The organism is Methanoculleus sp., assembly GCF_035363275.1.
Classification (GTDB): Archaea; Halobacteriota; Methanomicrobia; order Methanomicrobiales; family Methanoculleaceae; genus Methanoculleus.
In genome coordinates this window covers 4,464-20,086 of sequence record NZ_DAOSET010000041.1, presented here as the reverse complement: position 1 = coordinate 20,086, position 15,623 = coordinate 4,464, and the positions used below count along the sequence as shown (strand labels likewise).

At 64.0% G+C, this 15,623-nt stretch carries 14 protein-coding genes and 1 tRNA gene; 6 read left to right on the top strand and 9 right to left on the bottom strand.

Translation table 11 applies throughout. The annotated features are described in order from the left end of the window. The 7 genes from PLN84_RS09570 to PLN84_RS09540 all read right to left on the bottom strand — a co-directional run. The coding region (locus PLN84_RS09570) for a PAS domain-containing protein (RefSeq protein ID WP_348532028.1) at nt 1-1,329 on the bottom strand (1,329 nt) is incomplete at its 3' end. A gap of 747 nt (nt 1,330-2,076) precedes the next feature. Beyond that, a tRNA-Ser gene (locus PLN84_RS09565) sits at nt 2,077-2,161 on the bottom strand. Between the two features lie 252 nt (nt 2,162-2,413). Then, complete coding sequence (gene thsA / locus PLN84_RS09560; RefSeq protein WP_348532027.1) at nt 2,414-4,003, bottom strand: thermosome subunit alpha; 1,590 nt, start codon at nt 4,001-4,003, stop codon at nt 2,414-2,416. A gap of 220 nt (nt 4,004-4,223) precedes the next feature. Then, entirely contained in the window at nt 4,224-4,835 is a 612-nt protein-coding gene (locus PLN84_RS09555) for an orotate phosphoribosyltransferase-like protein (protein ID WP_292383186.1), read from the bottom strand. A 22-nt stretch (nt 4,836-4,857) separates the two neighbouring features. After that, complete coding sequence (locus tag PLN84_RS09550) at nt 4,858-5,313, bottom strand: PIN domain-containing protein (protein ID WP_292383185.1); 456 nt, start codon at nt 5,311-5,313, stop codon at nt 4,858-4,860. Then, nucleotides 5,310-6,296, bottom strand: coding sequence for an RNA 3'-terminal phosphate cyclase (gene rtcA / locus PLN84_RS09545; RefSeq protein ID WP_292383183.1), 987 nt, complete (start codon nt 6,294-6,296; stop codon nt 5,310-5,312). The genes PLN84_RS09550 and rtcA overlap by 4 nt, the downstream gene beginning before the upstream one ends. Then, complete coding sequence (locus PLN84_RS09540) at nt 6,283-7,140, bottom strand: ribose-phosphate diphosphokinase (protein ID WP_292383181.1); 858 nt, start codon at nt 7,138-7,140, stop codon at nt 6,283-6,285. Before PLN84_RS09540 ends, rtcA begins: the two co-directional genes overlap by 14 nt. An 81-nt stretch (nt 7,141-7,221) precedes the next feature. On the opposite strand from PLN84_RS09540, the gene lonB reads away from it, so the two are divergent. The 5 genes from lonB (at nt 7,222) to PLN84_RS09515 (ending at nt 13,538) form a co-directional block, all read left to right on the top strand. Further along, nucleotides 7,222-9,159, top strand: coding sequence for an ATP-dependent protease LonB (gene lonB / locus PLN84_RS09535; protein WP_348532026.1), 1,938 nt, complete (start codon nt 7,222-7,224; stop codon nt 9,157-9,159). 5 nt (nt 9,160-9,164) lie between these two features. After that, nucleotides 9,165-10,493 (top strand): TldD/PmbA family protein, encoded by a 1,329-nt coding sequence (locus PLN84_RS09530; protein ID WP_348532025.1) that lies wholly within the window; start codon nt 9,165-9,167, stop codon nt 10,491-10,493. Then, on the top strand, nt 10,490-11,782 hold the full coding sequence (locus PLN84_RS09525; RefSeq protein WP_300020184.1) for a TldD/PmbA family protein: 1,293 nt from the start codon (nt 10,490-10,492) through the stop codon (nt 11,780-11,782). Before PLN84_RS09530 ends, PLN84_RS09525 begins: the two co-directional genes overlap by 4 nt. Continuing rightward, nucleotides 11,783-12,046 (top strand): pro-sigmaK processing inhibitor BofA family protein, encoded by a 264-nt coding sequence (locus PLN84_RS09520; RefSeq protein WP_292383176.1) that lies wholly within the window; start codon nt 11,783-11,785, stop codon nt 12,044-12,046. Between the two features lie 865 nt (nt 12,047-12,911). Beyond that, on the top strand, nt 12,912-13,538 hold the full coding sequence (locus PLN84_RS09515; RefSeq protein ID WP_292383174.1) for a hypothetical protein: 627 nt from the start codon (nt 12,912-12,914) through the stop codon (nt 13,536-13,538). Between the two features lie 186 nt (nt 13,539-13,724). Here the strand turns inward: PLN84_RS09515 and PLN84_RS09510 are convergent, their stop codons facing one another. Together PLN84_RS09510 and PLN84_RS09505 are read right to left on the bottom strand one after the other, a co-directional pair. Beyond that, nucleotides 13,725-14,417: a KaiC domain-containing protein gene (locus PLN84_RS09510; protein ID WP_292383172.1), complete on the bottom strand. Its 693-nt coding sequence runs from the start codon at nt 14,415-14,417 to the stop codon at nt 13,725-13,727. Continuing rightward, entirely contained in the window at nt 14,417-15,253 is an 837-nt protein-coding gene (locus tag PLN84_RS09505) for an ATPase domain-containing protein (RefSeq protein WP_348532024.1), read from the bottom strand. Before PLN84_RS09505 ends, PLN84_RS09510 begins: the two co-directional genes overlap by 1 nt. Here PLN84_RS09505 and PLN84_RS09500 point away from each other — a divergent pair. Continuing rightward, nucleotides 15,252-15,623 (top strand): hypothetical protein (locus tag PLN84_RS09500; RefSeq protein ID WP_348532023.1); only part of this gene is annotated, 372 nt, incomplete at its 3' end. The genes PLN84_RS09505 and PLN84_RS09500 overlap by 2 nt on opposite strands.

Below are 15,623 nucleotides of genomic sequence, written 5' to 3'. Positions count from 1 at the left end.
ATCGAAGCTCCGCTGTGCGATCTCGCGGAACTTCTCCTCGCTCGCGAGGAGCGCCTCTTCCGCCGCCCGACGCTCGATCCCCTGCGCCAGAACGTTTGCCGCCGCCTGGACGAAGTTGATGTCGTCCCGGGTGAACCTGCGGTATGTCCGGGTGTGGGCCCCGAGCACCCCGTAGGGCCCCCGGTCCCCCTGGATGATGACGCTGATCCCGCTCACGATCCCCTCGTCCCGGAGGAGGGCCGGGCCGCGGAACCGTGCCTCGGTTCTGAGATCTTCGACGATCACCGGCTCGCAGGAGAGGAGCGTATACCCGGCCTGGGAATCGGTTCCGCCTTCCACACAGGCCGTGCCGACCCGGGTTCCGTCGAACCCCACCGCCGCTTCGAGCAGGAATGCATCCTGGCCGGGAAGGTATCGGAGCACCTTGGCGTACTCGACCCCGAGGTGCCCGGCCACCGCCCGGACCGCTGCATCCATCTGTTCCCGGGGGCCGGCGCCTGCAAGGGCGAACTGGCCGAGGGCCGCTATGGCAGCCTGTTGTGCCGCCCGAACGGCGGTGAGATGTTCTGCCTCTCTTCTCGCGGTGATATCGAGGTTGATCCCGGCCCAGAGGGCGATCCGCCCCTCCGCGTCCCGGACGGGTGCTCCCCGGGAGAGGATGGTCCGATACCCGCCGCCGGGGACCGGGATCTTCAGCTCGCGGTTCCACAGGCACCCGGATTCACGGCAGCGTTTCCAGTCGGCGAGGGCTCCGGCGGTATCCTCAAGCGGTATGCAGTTCAGCCACCCGGTATGCCGGCACTCCTCGAACGTCGTTCCTGCAAGTTCGAGGAGCGAGACAGAGACGTAGATCGCAGTACCATCCGGCTCGCAGATCCAGATGCCGTAGGGGATGGTCTCCCCGATGCCGGCATAGATCCGCTCAGGCCTGACCGGTATCCCCGCCTCCAGGGTGTTCTGCACTGCCTCGTCGTGTTCGGGCGTAATGTCCCGGAACCGGATGAGCATCATCCCGGTATACTGGTCGCCGGTCATCGCCCGGCAGGAGAACGAGAACCAGCGCACCTCCCCGGCACGGGTCCGCATCCGGCAGGCGACATGCGAGACCTCCCGCCGGTGCCGGAGGGCGTCGAGCACCCGGCAGGTTCTTTCTTCCTCCGGGATGAACGGCGAGAGGCAGCGGTTGATGAATTCCCCGATCTCCATGCCGTGGGCTGCTTCGCCCTCGATGCCGAACGTCTCCTGGAACGATCTGTTCAGCCGCGCGACGGTGTTGTCCCGGTTCAGGATAACGACAGCATCGTCCAGTTCGTCAAAGCAGTAGTACACAGGGAACCACCATTGGCTGCATGTGCGGGAACTCCGGGTAGCGGCGCCGTATATCACTACTATTGGATCAGGTTCTTAAATATCATCTTTTGGAAGTTTCCCGTGCCCGCAGCGATACCGGTGCTGCAGGTGACAGCCGCGGAGAACGGGTCTCTGCCGGTGCGGCCCGGCCTGTGACGGGACGGTGTTGCAGGATGTGTCGGACCCCGGGTGCGGATCTCTGAGGTGCGCTCCCGGATCTGGATCAAGAAATCGAGGGGAGTATGGCAAAGGAGTTCGATTCTTGCGAAGAATGAGGCTCCTGAGGGGAACTTTGCCCCCCTGGAGCTCGTGGCGGCCGGGATGGACCCCGACGAGACCCGGGGCCGGGAGGCCGGTCTCCTATCATCTATTCATTCTGCCCGGTGCTTGTCGTCGGCAGCGCTCACCCGACCGGGTTGAAGTTTCGCCGGATACTGATCCCCACGAACGGGAACGACAATGCCGGGACCGCCGTCAGGTACGGGGCTTGAGTACCTACGTCTCGGGAGCGTGGCCGAGAAGACAATCCGGCATGCCCGCCCCGTCCTCGTTGTGCGGTCAGACGAGATGATGCTCTATAAGAGACAATTTAAGTACTGAGCGCCCTCCGCACCCGTCCCGGAAGGAAAACACCCTTTCTCCTCCGGCAAGCCCTCTCCCGGGACCGGGATCTTCGGGTGCGTACCTGTCTATCGAATCCATGAGGACGTGAACTCTCAAAACGGACGCCGAGGGGGAGATTTGAACTCCCGAGGTGCCAGGCACCAGTGGCTTTCGAGGCCACCGCCTTCCCGGACTAGACTACCTCGGCACAGAATCAGCCTAGAGTATTTAGGCTCTTCGACTATAATAGTATCGAGGTATGTTCTGTCAATTCACCTTCATACGGAGCGGCAGTCTCCTCGTCCTGCCGGGGGCGGCCGGGCGACACCTACGAGGCCGCTTCCCTCTCCTTTGAGATCAATCCGGATACGGTGCCGGCTGTTCATCACAAACAAGGGCCTCAGCCGGATAAAAAGATCGAGGAAGAGGAGGTCGGCGTCGACCTCCTTGCACGGGCGACTTACTGTGCGCCCGGTCTTCCGGACTGGGTGATCATCATGTCGTCGACGCGAACGAGGAGCATGGCCGTCTCGGTCGCGCTCTTGATCGCCTGGGTCTTCACGCGCTGCGGTTCAATGACGCCCGCCTCGCGCATGTCCACGACCTCACCGGTGTAGACGTTGAGCCCGGCGTACTTCGCGCCGTCGGCGTGGGCCTTCCGGAGAGCGACGACCTTGTCGATCGTGTCGAACCCGGAGTTCTCCGCAAGCGTCCTCGGGATGACCTCGAACGCGTTTGCAAACGCCTCGATGGCGAGCTGGACACGCCCGCCGACAGTTGCGGCGTAGTCGCGGATGCGTATCTGGAGTTCGGTCTCCACCGAGCCGCCGCCGACGACAAATTTCCCGTCCTCAATGGCGTCCTGGACGACACGGGCTGCGTCGTAGACTGCCCGCTCGAGTTCGTCGAGCAGGAGCTGGGAGGTGCCCCGCAGGAGGATGGTGACGGCCTTCGGGTTGTCGCAGCCGGAGATGACCGTCAGGTCGGTATCGGGGATCTCCGCTACCTCTTCCGCGTGGCCGAGCGTCGCCGCAGTGAGCTCCTCGGGCTTGTTGACGATGGTGCCGCAGAGCGCCTTCGCAGCGAACTTCATGTCTTCCTCTTTGACGTCCTCGATGGCATAGACGCCGGCTTTTGCGAGGTAATACTGTACCGCGTCGGCGATCCCCTTCTGGCAGAGGAGGGCGTTTGCGCCGGAGGCGGCGATCTGGTCAGCAAGTCTCCGGAGGGACTCGCGTTCCTGCTCGGTGAACGCCTTCATCTGGTCGGAGGTGGTAATCTTGATCTTCGACTTCACCTGGGTCTTCGTGACCTCGAGCGGCATGGCAATCAGGGCAACCTTCACGTCCGTGACCTTCTGAGGCATCTGCTCGAAGACGCGCTTCTTGTCGATGACGATGCCGCGGACCAGTTCGGCGTCGTTCATTGAGTCGCCGACCTGCGTCTTGATCTTGACGTCGTCTTCGTTCACGACGTAGGTCCCGTCGTCGTTCTCGGTCGCGACCTGCAGCACCGCGTCCACGACAATGTTGGAGATCTTGTCCTTGACCGCTTCGATGGACTTGCCGGTCATGGCGGTGTCGGCGATCTTAAGAAGGCTCTCGCGTTCCCCGAACCCGACGGTGATGGCCAGGTCGTCGAGGATCGAGAGGGCCTTCTCCATGCCGAGCTGGTAGCCGTTTGCGACGATCGTGGGGTGAACCTCCTGGGCGAGCAGGCTCTCCGCCTCTTCCATCAGTGACCCGACGAGCACGGTTGCGGTCGTGGTGCCGTCGCCGACCTCGTCGTCCTGGGTCTCGGCAACCTCGACGACCAGCTTGCCGCCGGGGTGCTGCACGGACATCTCGTGCAGGATGGTTGCCCCGTCGTTCGTGATCACCACGTCACCGCTGGAGCTGACCAGCATCTTGTCCATTCCCCGGGGACCGAGCGTTGTCCGAACGGCGGCCGCAATTGCCTTTGCAGCCATGATATTCGAGCGCTGCGCCTCGAATCCGCGCGTGCGCTCAACGTTGTCCCGTAAAATAATGATGGGCTGTCCAGCAAGCATTGTATAATCCTCCTTTGTTCGTTAGGTTTGTTCAGAAGTTCTATATATAATGGTCGATAGGGGTCGATTGTTTCCGGACACCCGGGCCGATCGGCGGGTCGGGATCACCTATCAGTCGCCGCTACGCGCCCGATACCCCGGGCGGGGCATGAGCCCGCCGATGATCTGCTCCCCCTTGCAATTAGCCATGTGCCCGGGGAAAACAGTGAGACCGGGCCTCTCACCCGAGCCTCGATATCCTGAAGAGCGAGTGGACCGGGACGCCGTCGACCTCCCGGACACCCTGCTTGTCGAAGAGCGACCAGACTGCCATCGGTATCGCTCCGTGCCGCCGGAGGAACGCTATCGTCTCTGCAAGCGTCGTCCCGGTCGTGACCACATCGTCGACGATGATGCATCGCTGAGCGGTGATCGAGGAGAACGTGCCCGAGAGGGATCCGGTCGGATTCTCGCTCCGGCTGTGCTTTGCGGGGAGATAGACTGCGAGCCTCAGCCCCTCCTCTGCAGCGATGAGGGTGGCGAGCGGGACACCCGAGAGCGCGATCCCGACGACCGTATCGGGGGCTTCTCCAGCAGGTGCAATTCCCCCCTCCGCCAGGTAGAGGAAGCGCTTGAGCATCATGATTGCCATGTCGGAGAGGAGCATCCCCTGACTTCCAACCTCAGTCCAGTCGATATGAACGTCTTTTGGGGCCTCCATACCCTTCTGCTGGGTGAGCAGCCAGGTGACCGTCTCCATCGAGAGACCGAGTTCGTCGGAAATCTGCCCGGGGGTGTGCCCTTCTGCCTGGAGCCCCTTTGCCTTCGTGATCAACTCTTCAAGGGCGGACATGGAGAAGAGATCGCCAAGTAATCTATTTAAGTTTTCTTTTGATCGGTGCACCGCAGACCTGACAATCCCCCGGCTCCCGCCAGTACCGGCCGCACCCGCTGCACCGGTAACGCCACCGGATCGCCCGGGCAGGCCGTTGCCGGATGCTCCGGATCTCGATGCCGAGGCGGTGCGCGACGTTCTGGATCGCGAAGTCATCGGTAACGAGGACGGCCGCGAGTTCCAGGGCGAGCGCGAGGATGTCCCGGTCGGTCGCGGAGAGCACCCCGGCATCCCCGGTCGCGAGGGCGGCCGCTTCAACCCGGGTGAGGTCCTCCTCACGCGGCTCCCTGACCGTAAGCATCGTGGCGGCAAGCGCCTCAAACCGGCACTTCGCGTGGAGGTCGGCAAGTTCCCCGACCACCGATGGAGTGGTCCATGCGGGGCCAACGACCGGCACCTCCGCGAAGAAGACCGAGGCGTCGAGGACGAGTGTCATGCGGAGAACCCCACAATACCGTTCTCCTGGCACCGGATCTCGTACCCGAACATCTGGAGCAGCCAGCAGGCGGTCTTCGCGTGCATCGAGAGGGTGTGGGTGGTGTACTCCCCGCCGTAGCAGGCGAGGTAGATGAGGAGCTGGTCGGCGAGATGAACGTCGACCGTGCCGGGGCTGCGGCACTCTTCGATCAGTGCCCGGGCGGCCGCCCGGCCCACCTCCTCGGCGGGAAACCCCCTCCGTCCGAGAGCGACGGCGCCCTTTGCCCCGCTCCATACCGTGATGGAACTCCCCGTGCTCGCCCCACCCTCCCGGGGGTCGAGGGTCGCCGTGCAGGAGCAATCGAGGTCGCTCTCGAGGAGGCTCCGGGCGGCTGCCGCCTGGCGCTCCACGACGTGCGCCGGGAGGCCTGCCGAGCAGGAGAGGAGCCCGCACCGATGCTCCTCCCCATCCGGGATCGTGATCGGTCCCGGGCGGGACGGTTCGGCCCGAACCTGCACCCGCCCGCCTCCTTGTGGGTAGTAGCCCCGTTCGAGAACCTCGATCTCGATCGAGGCCCTGGCACGGCGGAGCACCGGCACGAGGACGTGGTTGAGGTAGTCGATGGTCGGGCTCCACACCACCTCGGTCCCGCCTGTAACGGTGATGCTCCCGCCGGCATGGAGGGCGACCGGGAGCCATGCCTGGAGAACTAGGGGGATGCTCCCTGCGGTCCCGGTATCGATATCGAGGTCGGCCCGCCGGGTCCGGCCCGGGGTGAAGGTGATCTCGGTACTCCCGGAGGTAAGCCCCGTACATTCGGCACCGCAGGTCCCGGCGACTGCCCGGACCGCGGCGATGTGCTGGGGCGCGAGCCCGGGCTTCTGCCTGTTCTGCCGTATCCGGGTGACGGTGACCGGTACGCTGCCAATCGCCGAGAGGGCGACAGCCAGACGGAGGACCTGTCCACCCCCTTCGAGATAGGATCCGTCAACAGTGAGCATCTTCCCTGATCGCTGTCGCGATTGCGCTCGCGGCAGATATGAAACTTGAGGCGTTCTCGTAGGTGTCGCTGGAGACGACCGAGGAGACCCCGGCCGCCCGCAGGCGGGTGTAAGCACCGCTCGTGAGCACTCCATGGACGCAGGCCGCATGGATGGACGCTGCCCCCTGCTCCCGGAGCATACAGGCGGCGGTCGCGAGGGTCCCGCCGGTGGATATGATATCGTCCACGATCACGGCGTCCCGGCCGGCGGCGTCGATGGTCTTCGGGGCGATCCGGACCTCCTCACCCGAGAGCCGGGTCTTTTCGAGGTGATCGCAGTCCCACCCCCCGATCGCGGCAACGTCGGTCGCAAACGCGATCGCCCCTTCGTCCGGCGCGAGGACCAGGGGTTTCCTCAGGTGCAGGTCGCCGACGTACCCGCCGATGGCCGGAGCGATGGTAATATCCGTCGCCGGAACGCTGAAAAAGTCCAGCACAGCCGGGTCATGGACATCGACCACGAATGCACGTTCGATGCCGGTCGAGAGGGCTTGTGCGATCGCCCGGGCGCTGATCGGCTCTCCAGAAAAAAAACGCCTGTCCTGCCTTGAGTAGCCGAGGTACGGGACCACCAGCGTGTTTCTTGACCGATCAGCGGCATCGATTGCGAGAAGGGTCTGCACAAACATATCATTATCTACGACGCTGCTGACGATCAGGGTCTCATCGTCCAGTTCTCCGCACCGGAGGTACATCTCTCCGTCGGGAAACCGGGTGAATTTCGTCTCGACCAGTGAGACTCCCAACTTTTCGGCAACGCGGGCTGCGAGGACCTGGGACCGTTCCGTGCTGATTATTCTCATAGGACACCTTTGCTAGAAAGTATTTGAACGAGGATGAATAAATTATATAAGTATCAGTGCAGCAAAGAGGTAAACCCGACGATGGATTCAACGACTCCAGAAGAAATCCCAAAGATCGAGCTCACAAATGATGAACTGGCGGAGACGGACGTCTTCTCGGGTCTCGATCTGAGCGCATCGTCAGATATCGACGTACCTCCGAGTCTCATCGATCAGGTCATCGGTCAGGAGCATGCCGTCGAGGTGATTCGGAAGGCGGCGGTCCAGCGCAGGCATGTGATGATGATCGGCACCCCCGGAACCGGCAAATCGATGCTGGCGAAGGCGATGGCCGAGCTCCTCCCCAAAGAGGAACTGCAGGACATTCTGGTCTACCCGAACGCCGAGGATAACAATAACCCCATCATTAGAACCGTGCCGGCGAGCCGCGGCAAGCAGATCGTCGCCGCCCACAAGGTGGAGGCGAGAAAGAAGATCCAGATGCGGAGCACCCTCATCATGCTCCTCATCTTCGGTATCATCGGCTACGCGATCATCACCTACCAGTGGCTCATGGGCATCATCGCCGCCGCGTTCATCTTCATGGCGCTGAAGTACTCGACGCCCCGCGAAGAGACGATGGTCCCGAAGCTCCTGATCTCCCACGATCCGAACACCCCCGCGCCCTTCGTCGACGCTACCGGCTCGCACGCGGGCGCCCTGCTCGGCGACGTTCGGCACGACCCCTTCCAGAGCGGCGGCCTTGAGACCCCGTCCCACGACCGCGTCGAGGGCGGGGCGATCCACCGGGCGCACGGGGGCGTGCTCTTCATCGATGAGATCAACACCCTCACCCCCCACTCCCAGCAGAACCTGCTGACCGCGCTCCAGGAGGGTACCTTCCCGATCACGGGCCAGAGCGAGCGCTCGAGCGGCGCAATGGTCCGGACGGAGCCGGTCCCCTGCCGCTTCGTCATGATCGCGGCAGGCAACATCGACGCCATCCAGGGGATGCACCCGGCGCTCCGGTCGCGTATCCGGGGCTACGGCTACGAGGTCTACATGAGGGAGACGATGGAGGACACCCCGGAGAACCGGAAGAAGTTCCTCCGGTTCATCGCCCAGGAAGTCAAGAACGACGGGAAGATTCCCCACTTCGACCGCAGCGCCATGCTCGAGGTGCTCCGCGAGGCCCGGCGCCGCTCGAACCGGAAGGGTCACCTGACTTTAAAACTCCGTGACATGGGAGGGCTCATCCGGGTGGCGGGTGACCTCGCCCGGCAGGAAGGTGCGGAGTTTACCACCACAAAGCACGTCCTCGCCGCGAAGTCGGCCTCCCGCTCGATCGAGGACCAGATCTCCGACGAGTACATCCGGCGGAGCCGCGACTACGACATAACCGTCGTAGAGGGCGCCCAGGTCGGACGGGTGAACGGGCTTGCGGTGATGGGCAGCGACTCGGGCTCGGTCCTCCCGGTGATGGCCGAGGTGACCCCGAGCCAGGGAGCGACCGGCTCGGTCATCGCGACCGGTATGTTGAAGGATATCGCTAAAGAATCGATTACGAACGTCAGCGCCCTGATCAAGAAGTTCACCGGCAAGGATATCAGGAACATGGACATCCATGTCCAGTTTATCGGCACCTACGGCGGCGTTGAGGGCGATTCGGCCTCCGTGACCGTGGCAACAGCGGTGATCAGCGCCATCGAGAACATCCCGGTGCGTCAGGACGTTGCGATGACCGGTTCCCTCTCGGTCCGGGGCGACGTCCTCCCCATCGGCGGGGTCACCTACAAGATCGAGGCGGCGGCAAAAGCCGGGATCAAGACGGTGATCATCCCGCGGTCGAATTTAGACGACGTCCTGATCGAGGAGCGCTACCGCGAGATGATCGAGGTGGTGCCGGTCGACCACATTGAGGAGGTCCTCCAGAACGCGCTCGTGCCCGAGAACCGCGAAGGATTCCTCTCGAAGCTCCGGAAGTTGGCGGTCAATCCGACCGTGATCTTCGATCCGAACGTTGGGCGCTCTCCGGTTTGATACCTATGGCTGATGTACGATACTACGACGTCAGGTGCGTACGGGGCGAGATTACCCATGTCGATATCGACAACGGCGTGATCGAGTCCGCAGGCACCTCATTTTTTGATAAAGCTGTGATACGGGTGCTCGGGCCGAAAGGCTGGGGCTTCCTCACCCGCGACCACGTCGATATCGACTCGAAACGTGAGGTCGACGCCCTGGTGGCGGCGGCGGCACGCCTCGCGGCCGTGACCGCGGACGAGATCGATCTTGCCGACGCCCCGCGGGGTGTGCTTCCCGTCCCGCCCCTCAGGGAGGACCCGCGGGATATCGATCTCGAGGAGAAGACCCGGCTGCTTGCCGGGATCGAGGCCGCGGCACGTATCGAGGGGGTCGCAAACACCCGGGCCCGCTACACCGAAGGGATCGACGCGGTCAGGTATCTCGACTCGAACGGGAACGAGTACTCCTACGAGGCCGTCCGGTCGGGGTTCTCGGTCCTTGCTATCGCGTCCCGAAACGGCGTGATGCAGATGGGAAGCGAGCGTGACCATATCACCACCGGCTTTAACCTCCGCGGCAAGGAGGACCTCGGGCGGAAGGCGGGCGGGGTCGCGGTCTCGCTCCTCGACGCGAAGCTTCCGAAGGGCGGTCCACAGCGGGCCGTCCTCGACCCGGAGCTCGCCGGCGTCTTCACCCACGAGGCGGTCGGCCACGCGAGCGAGGGCGACCTCGTCCGCGAGGGTGCATCGGTTCTCGGGGGGAGGATCGGTGAAGCGATCGGGTGTCCGGGGCTCGCCATCGTCGACGACCCCACGCTCCACGAGTTCGGGTTCATGCCCGTCGACGCCGAGGGCGTCGCGGTAAAGCGCACGGAGATCATCCGCGACGGGATCCTCAGATCGTACATCCACAACCGCGAGACCCTTGCGGCGGTGGGCAACGGGATTGCCGGCCACGCCCGCGCCGAGCACGGGGCGCCGCCGATCGTCCGGATGAGCAACACCTTCATCGAGAACGGCGACGCGGGCTACGACGAGATCCTTGCTGAGTGCCGGGACGGCATCCTCCTGATCGGCTCGCGGGGCGGCCAGGTCGACCCGGGGAGAGGCGTCTTCCAGTTCAACGCGGAGTACGGCTACCTGATCGAGGGCGGCGAGACGACCGATATGGTCCGGGACGTCTCGCTCTCGGGCGAGATTCTCTCGACACTCCACAACATCGCGCTCATCGGGAACGACCGGAAGATGAGCCCGGGCTACTGCGGGAAGGGCGGGCAGAGCGTGCCGGTGAGCGACGGCGCGCCGCACCTCCTGCTCGAGAACGCAACCATCGGGGGGCGGGGCGAATGAACGGCGAAGACCTGATCGAGCGGGTCCTCCGGGAGGGTGAACGCCAGGCCGACGAGGTCGAGGTCTTTTACTACCGGGGGGAGAGCATCGCTACCGAGATCAAGAAGGGGATCCTCGGCACCGCCGAGGAGTCCGAGGCCTGGAGCATGGCCATCCGGACCGTCAATGACGGGCGGATCGGCTTTTCGTCCACGGGCGATCCCGACCGGTGGAAGGAGTGCCTGGACGCCGCGCTCGCGAGCGGCCGCCTTGCCACCCCGCAGCAGTGGGGCGGGTTCCCGAAACCCGCCGAGCTCGCGGGCACCGCCTCCTCGGCGGACCGGGACCTCGTCGTCGCGGTCGAGGACGCGGCGGGGATGGTCGAGGACCTCCTTGCCGGTGCCGCGGAGCACCCGGTGGAGGTCGTCGGCGGGGGCGCGAGCCTTGCCAGGGCCTACATGATGGTCGCGAACTCGACCGGCACCCTCTACGGGATGGACCGGACGGCGGCGTCGGTCTCGCTCGAAACGATCCGCGAGCAGTCGACAGGCTACGAGTTCGACGCCTCCCCGTTCCGTGCCGAGCTGGACCCCCGGTCGGTCGGGGAGCAGGCCGCGTTCCTTGCCGCCCGTTCCCTCGGCGGCCGGGACATCGAGACCGGGCGCTACGATATCGTCCTCTCCCCGATTGCGGCCGCAAGCATCATCGGCCAGGTCCTCCTCCCGGCCCTCTCCGGCCGGAACGTGAAGGCCGGCCGCTCGTCCCTCGCCGATAAGGTCGGGGAGCAGGTCCTCGACGAGTCCCTCTCGGTCTACGACGACCCGTTCGCCCCCGGCCTTGGGAGCACGGCCTTCGACGCGGAGGGCGTCCCCACCCGCCGCCTGGTCTTCATCGAGCAGGGGGTGCTCAGGGAGTTCGCCTACGACCTCAAGACCGGCTACCGCTACGGCGAGGCGAGCACGGGGAGCGCCGTCCGTTCCGGGGGCGAGCCGCCCGGCATCGGGTTCCACAACCTCTTCCTCGACGGCCCGCGGACGAACGAGCCCGGCGATGAGCGGGCGGTCTGGATCCACGACGTCGTCGGCGCCCATACCGCAAACCCGTTCTCCGGCGATTTCTCGGTCGAGATCTCGAACCCCTTCTGGATCGAGGGAGGGGACCTCACCGAACCCATCCGTACGGCAATGTTCGCGGGGAACGTCTTTGAGATGCTCGCGGAGATCGGGGGACTCGGAAAAGATGCAAGACGCGTCGGACGGCTGACGATTCCATCAATACGGTTAAATAACCAGCAGATCATTGGTAAATAGATGATGGAAGAGATCCTTGCCATCCTTCTTGCCGTAGCGATAGCCGCGGCGCTCTATTACCTCATGAAGAAGGCGATGACGCTCGTCATCAACGCCGTCGCCGGGCTCATCACGCTCTGGCTCCTGAACTATTTCGACGTCCTCAGCTGGTTCGGCGCACCCGATATCCAGATCAATCTGGTGACGCTCATCATCTGCGCCCTCGGCGGGCTCCCCGGCGCCCTGGTCCTGGTCCTGCTGCACCTCGTCGGGATCGCGATCTGAAAGGGTGGTTCCGGGGCCGATACAATGGGCTCACGCGAAAGACGCGAAGCCGCGAAAGGGAGTACCACCCGTCCCCTCAACTTCGCGTTCTTCGCACCTGACGGTGCTCATGCTCCGTCCCTGCGGAACGTCGCACTTCGCGGCTTCGCGTGAGGCTATATCGCTTCTGCACCTGTAAACTCGCGTGGCTTGCGACAGGCCGGGTTGACGTTCCTGAAGGCACACCCGGACGTGGATTTCGAGAGGATTGCACACCCTGGATGCTCTATTCCCAGGATCTCTTCCCTCTTTCTTTGAAGTATCGCGGCCCATACACGGATTCCCACCGGATATCGCGCCAGGGGGTGGGGCTGACGGGGAGTGCGATGGGTGGAACGCCCGGAGCTCGAGCACCCGGAGGGTGCGGAGTGCGAGCGAAGCGAGCTTGAGCACCGTTAGGTGCGAGGGGGCTTGCCCCCCTCCCCTGTTTCCACAATAATGCGAGAGTGTTTCCCCCACCCCTCCCGGCCTTCGGCCTCCTCAGTCGCACCTTCGGTGCTCCAACTCCTGCCGTTCCGGCAGTCGTTCCCCGCCCCCTGGCGCGGGGGCAGTGCGTGGCGATATGCGATGGACGGGAGCGTCCGGAGCACGAGCACCGCAGGTGCGTAGTCCCCTCGAAATCCGTGCCCGGAGTGCGATCGGGAAATAGTCACACCCCTCTCTCCTCATGATTATTCGAACCCCTCCGAATGCCTGGGGCTCCAAACGCTTGCACGTTGCCCCCCTCACGTGCTCGAACTCCGGATGTCCCCGGCGCCGGCCGGCCCGCTCCCGGGCCACACCCGGGCCGAAACCCTTATCTCTTCTCCGTAACTCTTCAGGAACCATGTCTCTCCCCCGGGCCGGGATGCTCGCTGCCGCCGTCATCCTGGCCCTGTATGCGATCGTCGCTGCAGTGGTGCTGACCACGCCCTACCAGGATCCGCTCCGCGTCGTAGCCCGCCTCCTCGCCCTGTGGGGGTTCCTCTCTCTCGGCATCGCGGTCATCCTGACGCCGTTCCTCCGGGAGATCATGAAAGTCTTCGGCAGGCCGTTTCTTAACGTGCACCACACCTTCGCCGCCGTCGGCCTCCTCCTCCCGACGCTGCACCCCGTGACTCTCGCCATAGCGTCGTTAAACCCCGCCATATTCATCCCGGTCTTCTTCCCCTGGGAGCGGTTCTGGCTGAACGCAGGCCGACCCGCGCTCTACCTCCTCTATATTGCCTTCGCCGCCGTGCTGCTCCGGAAGTATATCCCGAAGTACTGGCGGTGGGTGCACGGCCTGATGTACGTCGTGCTCCTCTTTGCCGTCGTGCACGGGAATCTGATCGGGACCGATTTCGAGAACCCGGTCATCTGGGTGCTCTTCAACACGCTTTTTTCCCTCGCCGTCGCGGCGTTCATCCTCAAGCGGTGGCAGAAGATGCAGAAGAAGAAGGGGGCCGGCCGGGGCAGCGGCGCACGGGGGTGACCCCGGCTGCCGCCGGGGGGGCGCCCTGGTGGGCTCTGGTTCTACAGAACATCATACGCCCCTGTAAATCTGCTCGCGTGAGACCTCTTACCACGTTGCTGGCACTCCGCTTCTGCGAAGCGTCGCCATCGAAAATTGCTGCGCAATTTTCTCAAGCTCCGCCTGCCCCAAAGGGGCACGCGTCGCTTAGAACAAACTCGCCTCTGAGTAGACCCTGATCCGGTCCTGGAAGATCTCGAACGGCTTGATCTCGTGGGAATGGGCCGATCGACGCATCTTCACGACCTCGAGGGCCTGGTGCACCTCGGTGAGCCCCGGGGACCGGACACGATGGAGAAGGATCACCGTATCTCCCAGGTACTCGGCAAGGCCGTACCTGCTCTCCTCCGGGTTTGCCGTGTTGGTCTCGCTCGTCAGCACCAGGGTGCAGGCCTCGTCCCGCATCATCTCGACGAACCCGAACATCTCCTGTCGCCGGACGGCATCGTCCACAAAGAGTCCCTCGAAGAGCGATATTGGGTCGATGATCACTCTTGATGCCCCGAAACTCTTGATGAGAGCAGGGAGCTCGCACTTGATGCTGCTGATAGCGAGGTTGAAGTCGGTTGGGTCCAGCCTCAAGAGGTAGAGCCGGTCGCCGACAACCTCCGGGTCCCACCCCTTCTGCGCGATAGTGGCGCGGAGGAGTTCTTCCCGCTCTTCGAGACTGATGTAGATCACCTTCTCACCCTGTTTGAGTCCCGCATACGCGAACTGGAGAGCGAACATTGTCTTTCCGGTACCGTAGGTACCGACGATCGCGCAGATGCTCCCCTCCAGAAGCCCCCCGAGGAGCATCTCGTCGAGCCCCTCGACCCCGAACTTCACCCGGCCTGCCATTATACCACCACCCTGATGTTGCGCACCTCAAACCCCCCTGTTGCCGAGATCGAGACCGCGAACCTCACCAGGTCCCTGTCCTCGAGGCGGGGCATCACGCCCCGGAACTTCCCGAAGTACATAACCCGCTGCCGGCGCTGCGCGCCGGCCTCCTCCCAGTGGAAGAGGATTGTGGCGTCGACGCAGTCGGCGATCTCAAGTTCCTGCGACCGGTCCAGGATCCCGGAAGTGAGCAGGAGATAGACAGTGGTGTTCCGGCGTTTCGCCGCCCGCTGCAGCCCGCGCAGGAAGGCGACGAACGCATGCCGCCGGACCCCCTCCATCTGCGGCGGGGCGATATCGGTCAGCGAGTCCAGGATGACCAGGCTGTTCTTCGGGCACCCGTCAAGCACCCGGGAGAGTTCTGCAAGGATGCTGCCATCTTCCCTGCGCTGCTTCTTCTGCAGACGTTCGATGACGCTCCCCTCCCCGTACCAGCCCGGGGGGACGATGCTGGCATCGAAGTAGAGCTCCGAGAGGTCGTGAAAGACGATCCCCGTCTCAAGTTGCTCGTAAAGACCCGGGTTGAACGAGAGGGCTATCTCCTCAAGGATATCCTCCTGCATCCGGGTGAACGTCACATACGCGACGCTCTCCGGGAGCAGGAGGTGCTCGCCGGCCGCTCCGCTCCGCTTCAGGATGCAGAGGTTCATGAGCGAGGTCTGTACAAACTCAACGCTGCCGGCACCGTGCTCCCCGAGGAGCAGCACCACCGATCCCGGCGGAACGCCCCCGTCCAGCACGGGATCGAGCGAGGCGATGCCCGTCGGCATCCGTAGTTGGAGGCGGTCATGCATGGATATCTACTATATGAGAGTCGCGATTAAAACGTTCTGGTCCTGTGCGGGTTCTCTGGAAGTTGCGGCAGGAGGAGGCTACTCTGCGCGAAAAAGCAGGTTTATAAGGATGCCGCTCCAGATCACACGTATAAATCTTAGCCCGCCCATCCACCGGGAAAGGTGGCCGGGATTGGAGCAAGAGAGGTCACGGGAGCATATGCAGGGGGAGGCCAGCGAGCCAACGGTTGAAGGAGGCAGCACACCGTCCAGCGAGGGTGCTGCGGTGACGGCAGGAAGAGACACGGCCCGGTTCAGTCCGACTGGCCTCCTGGGCCGTCTCCTCCGCCCCCGGAAGGACAACGGGGTCCCGGACAGATACGACCCCGCG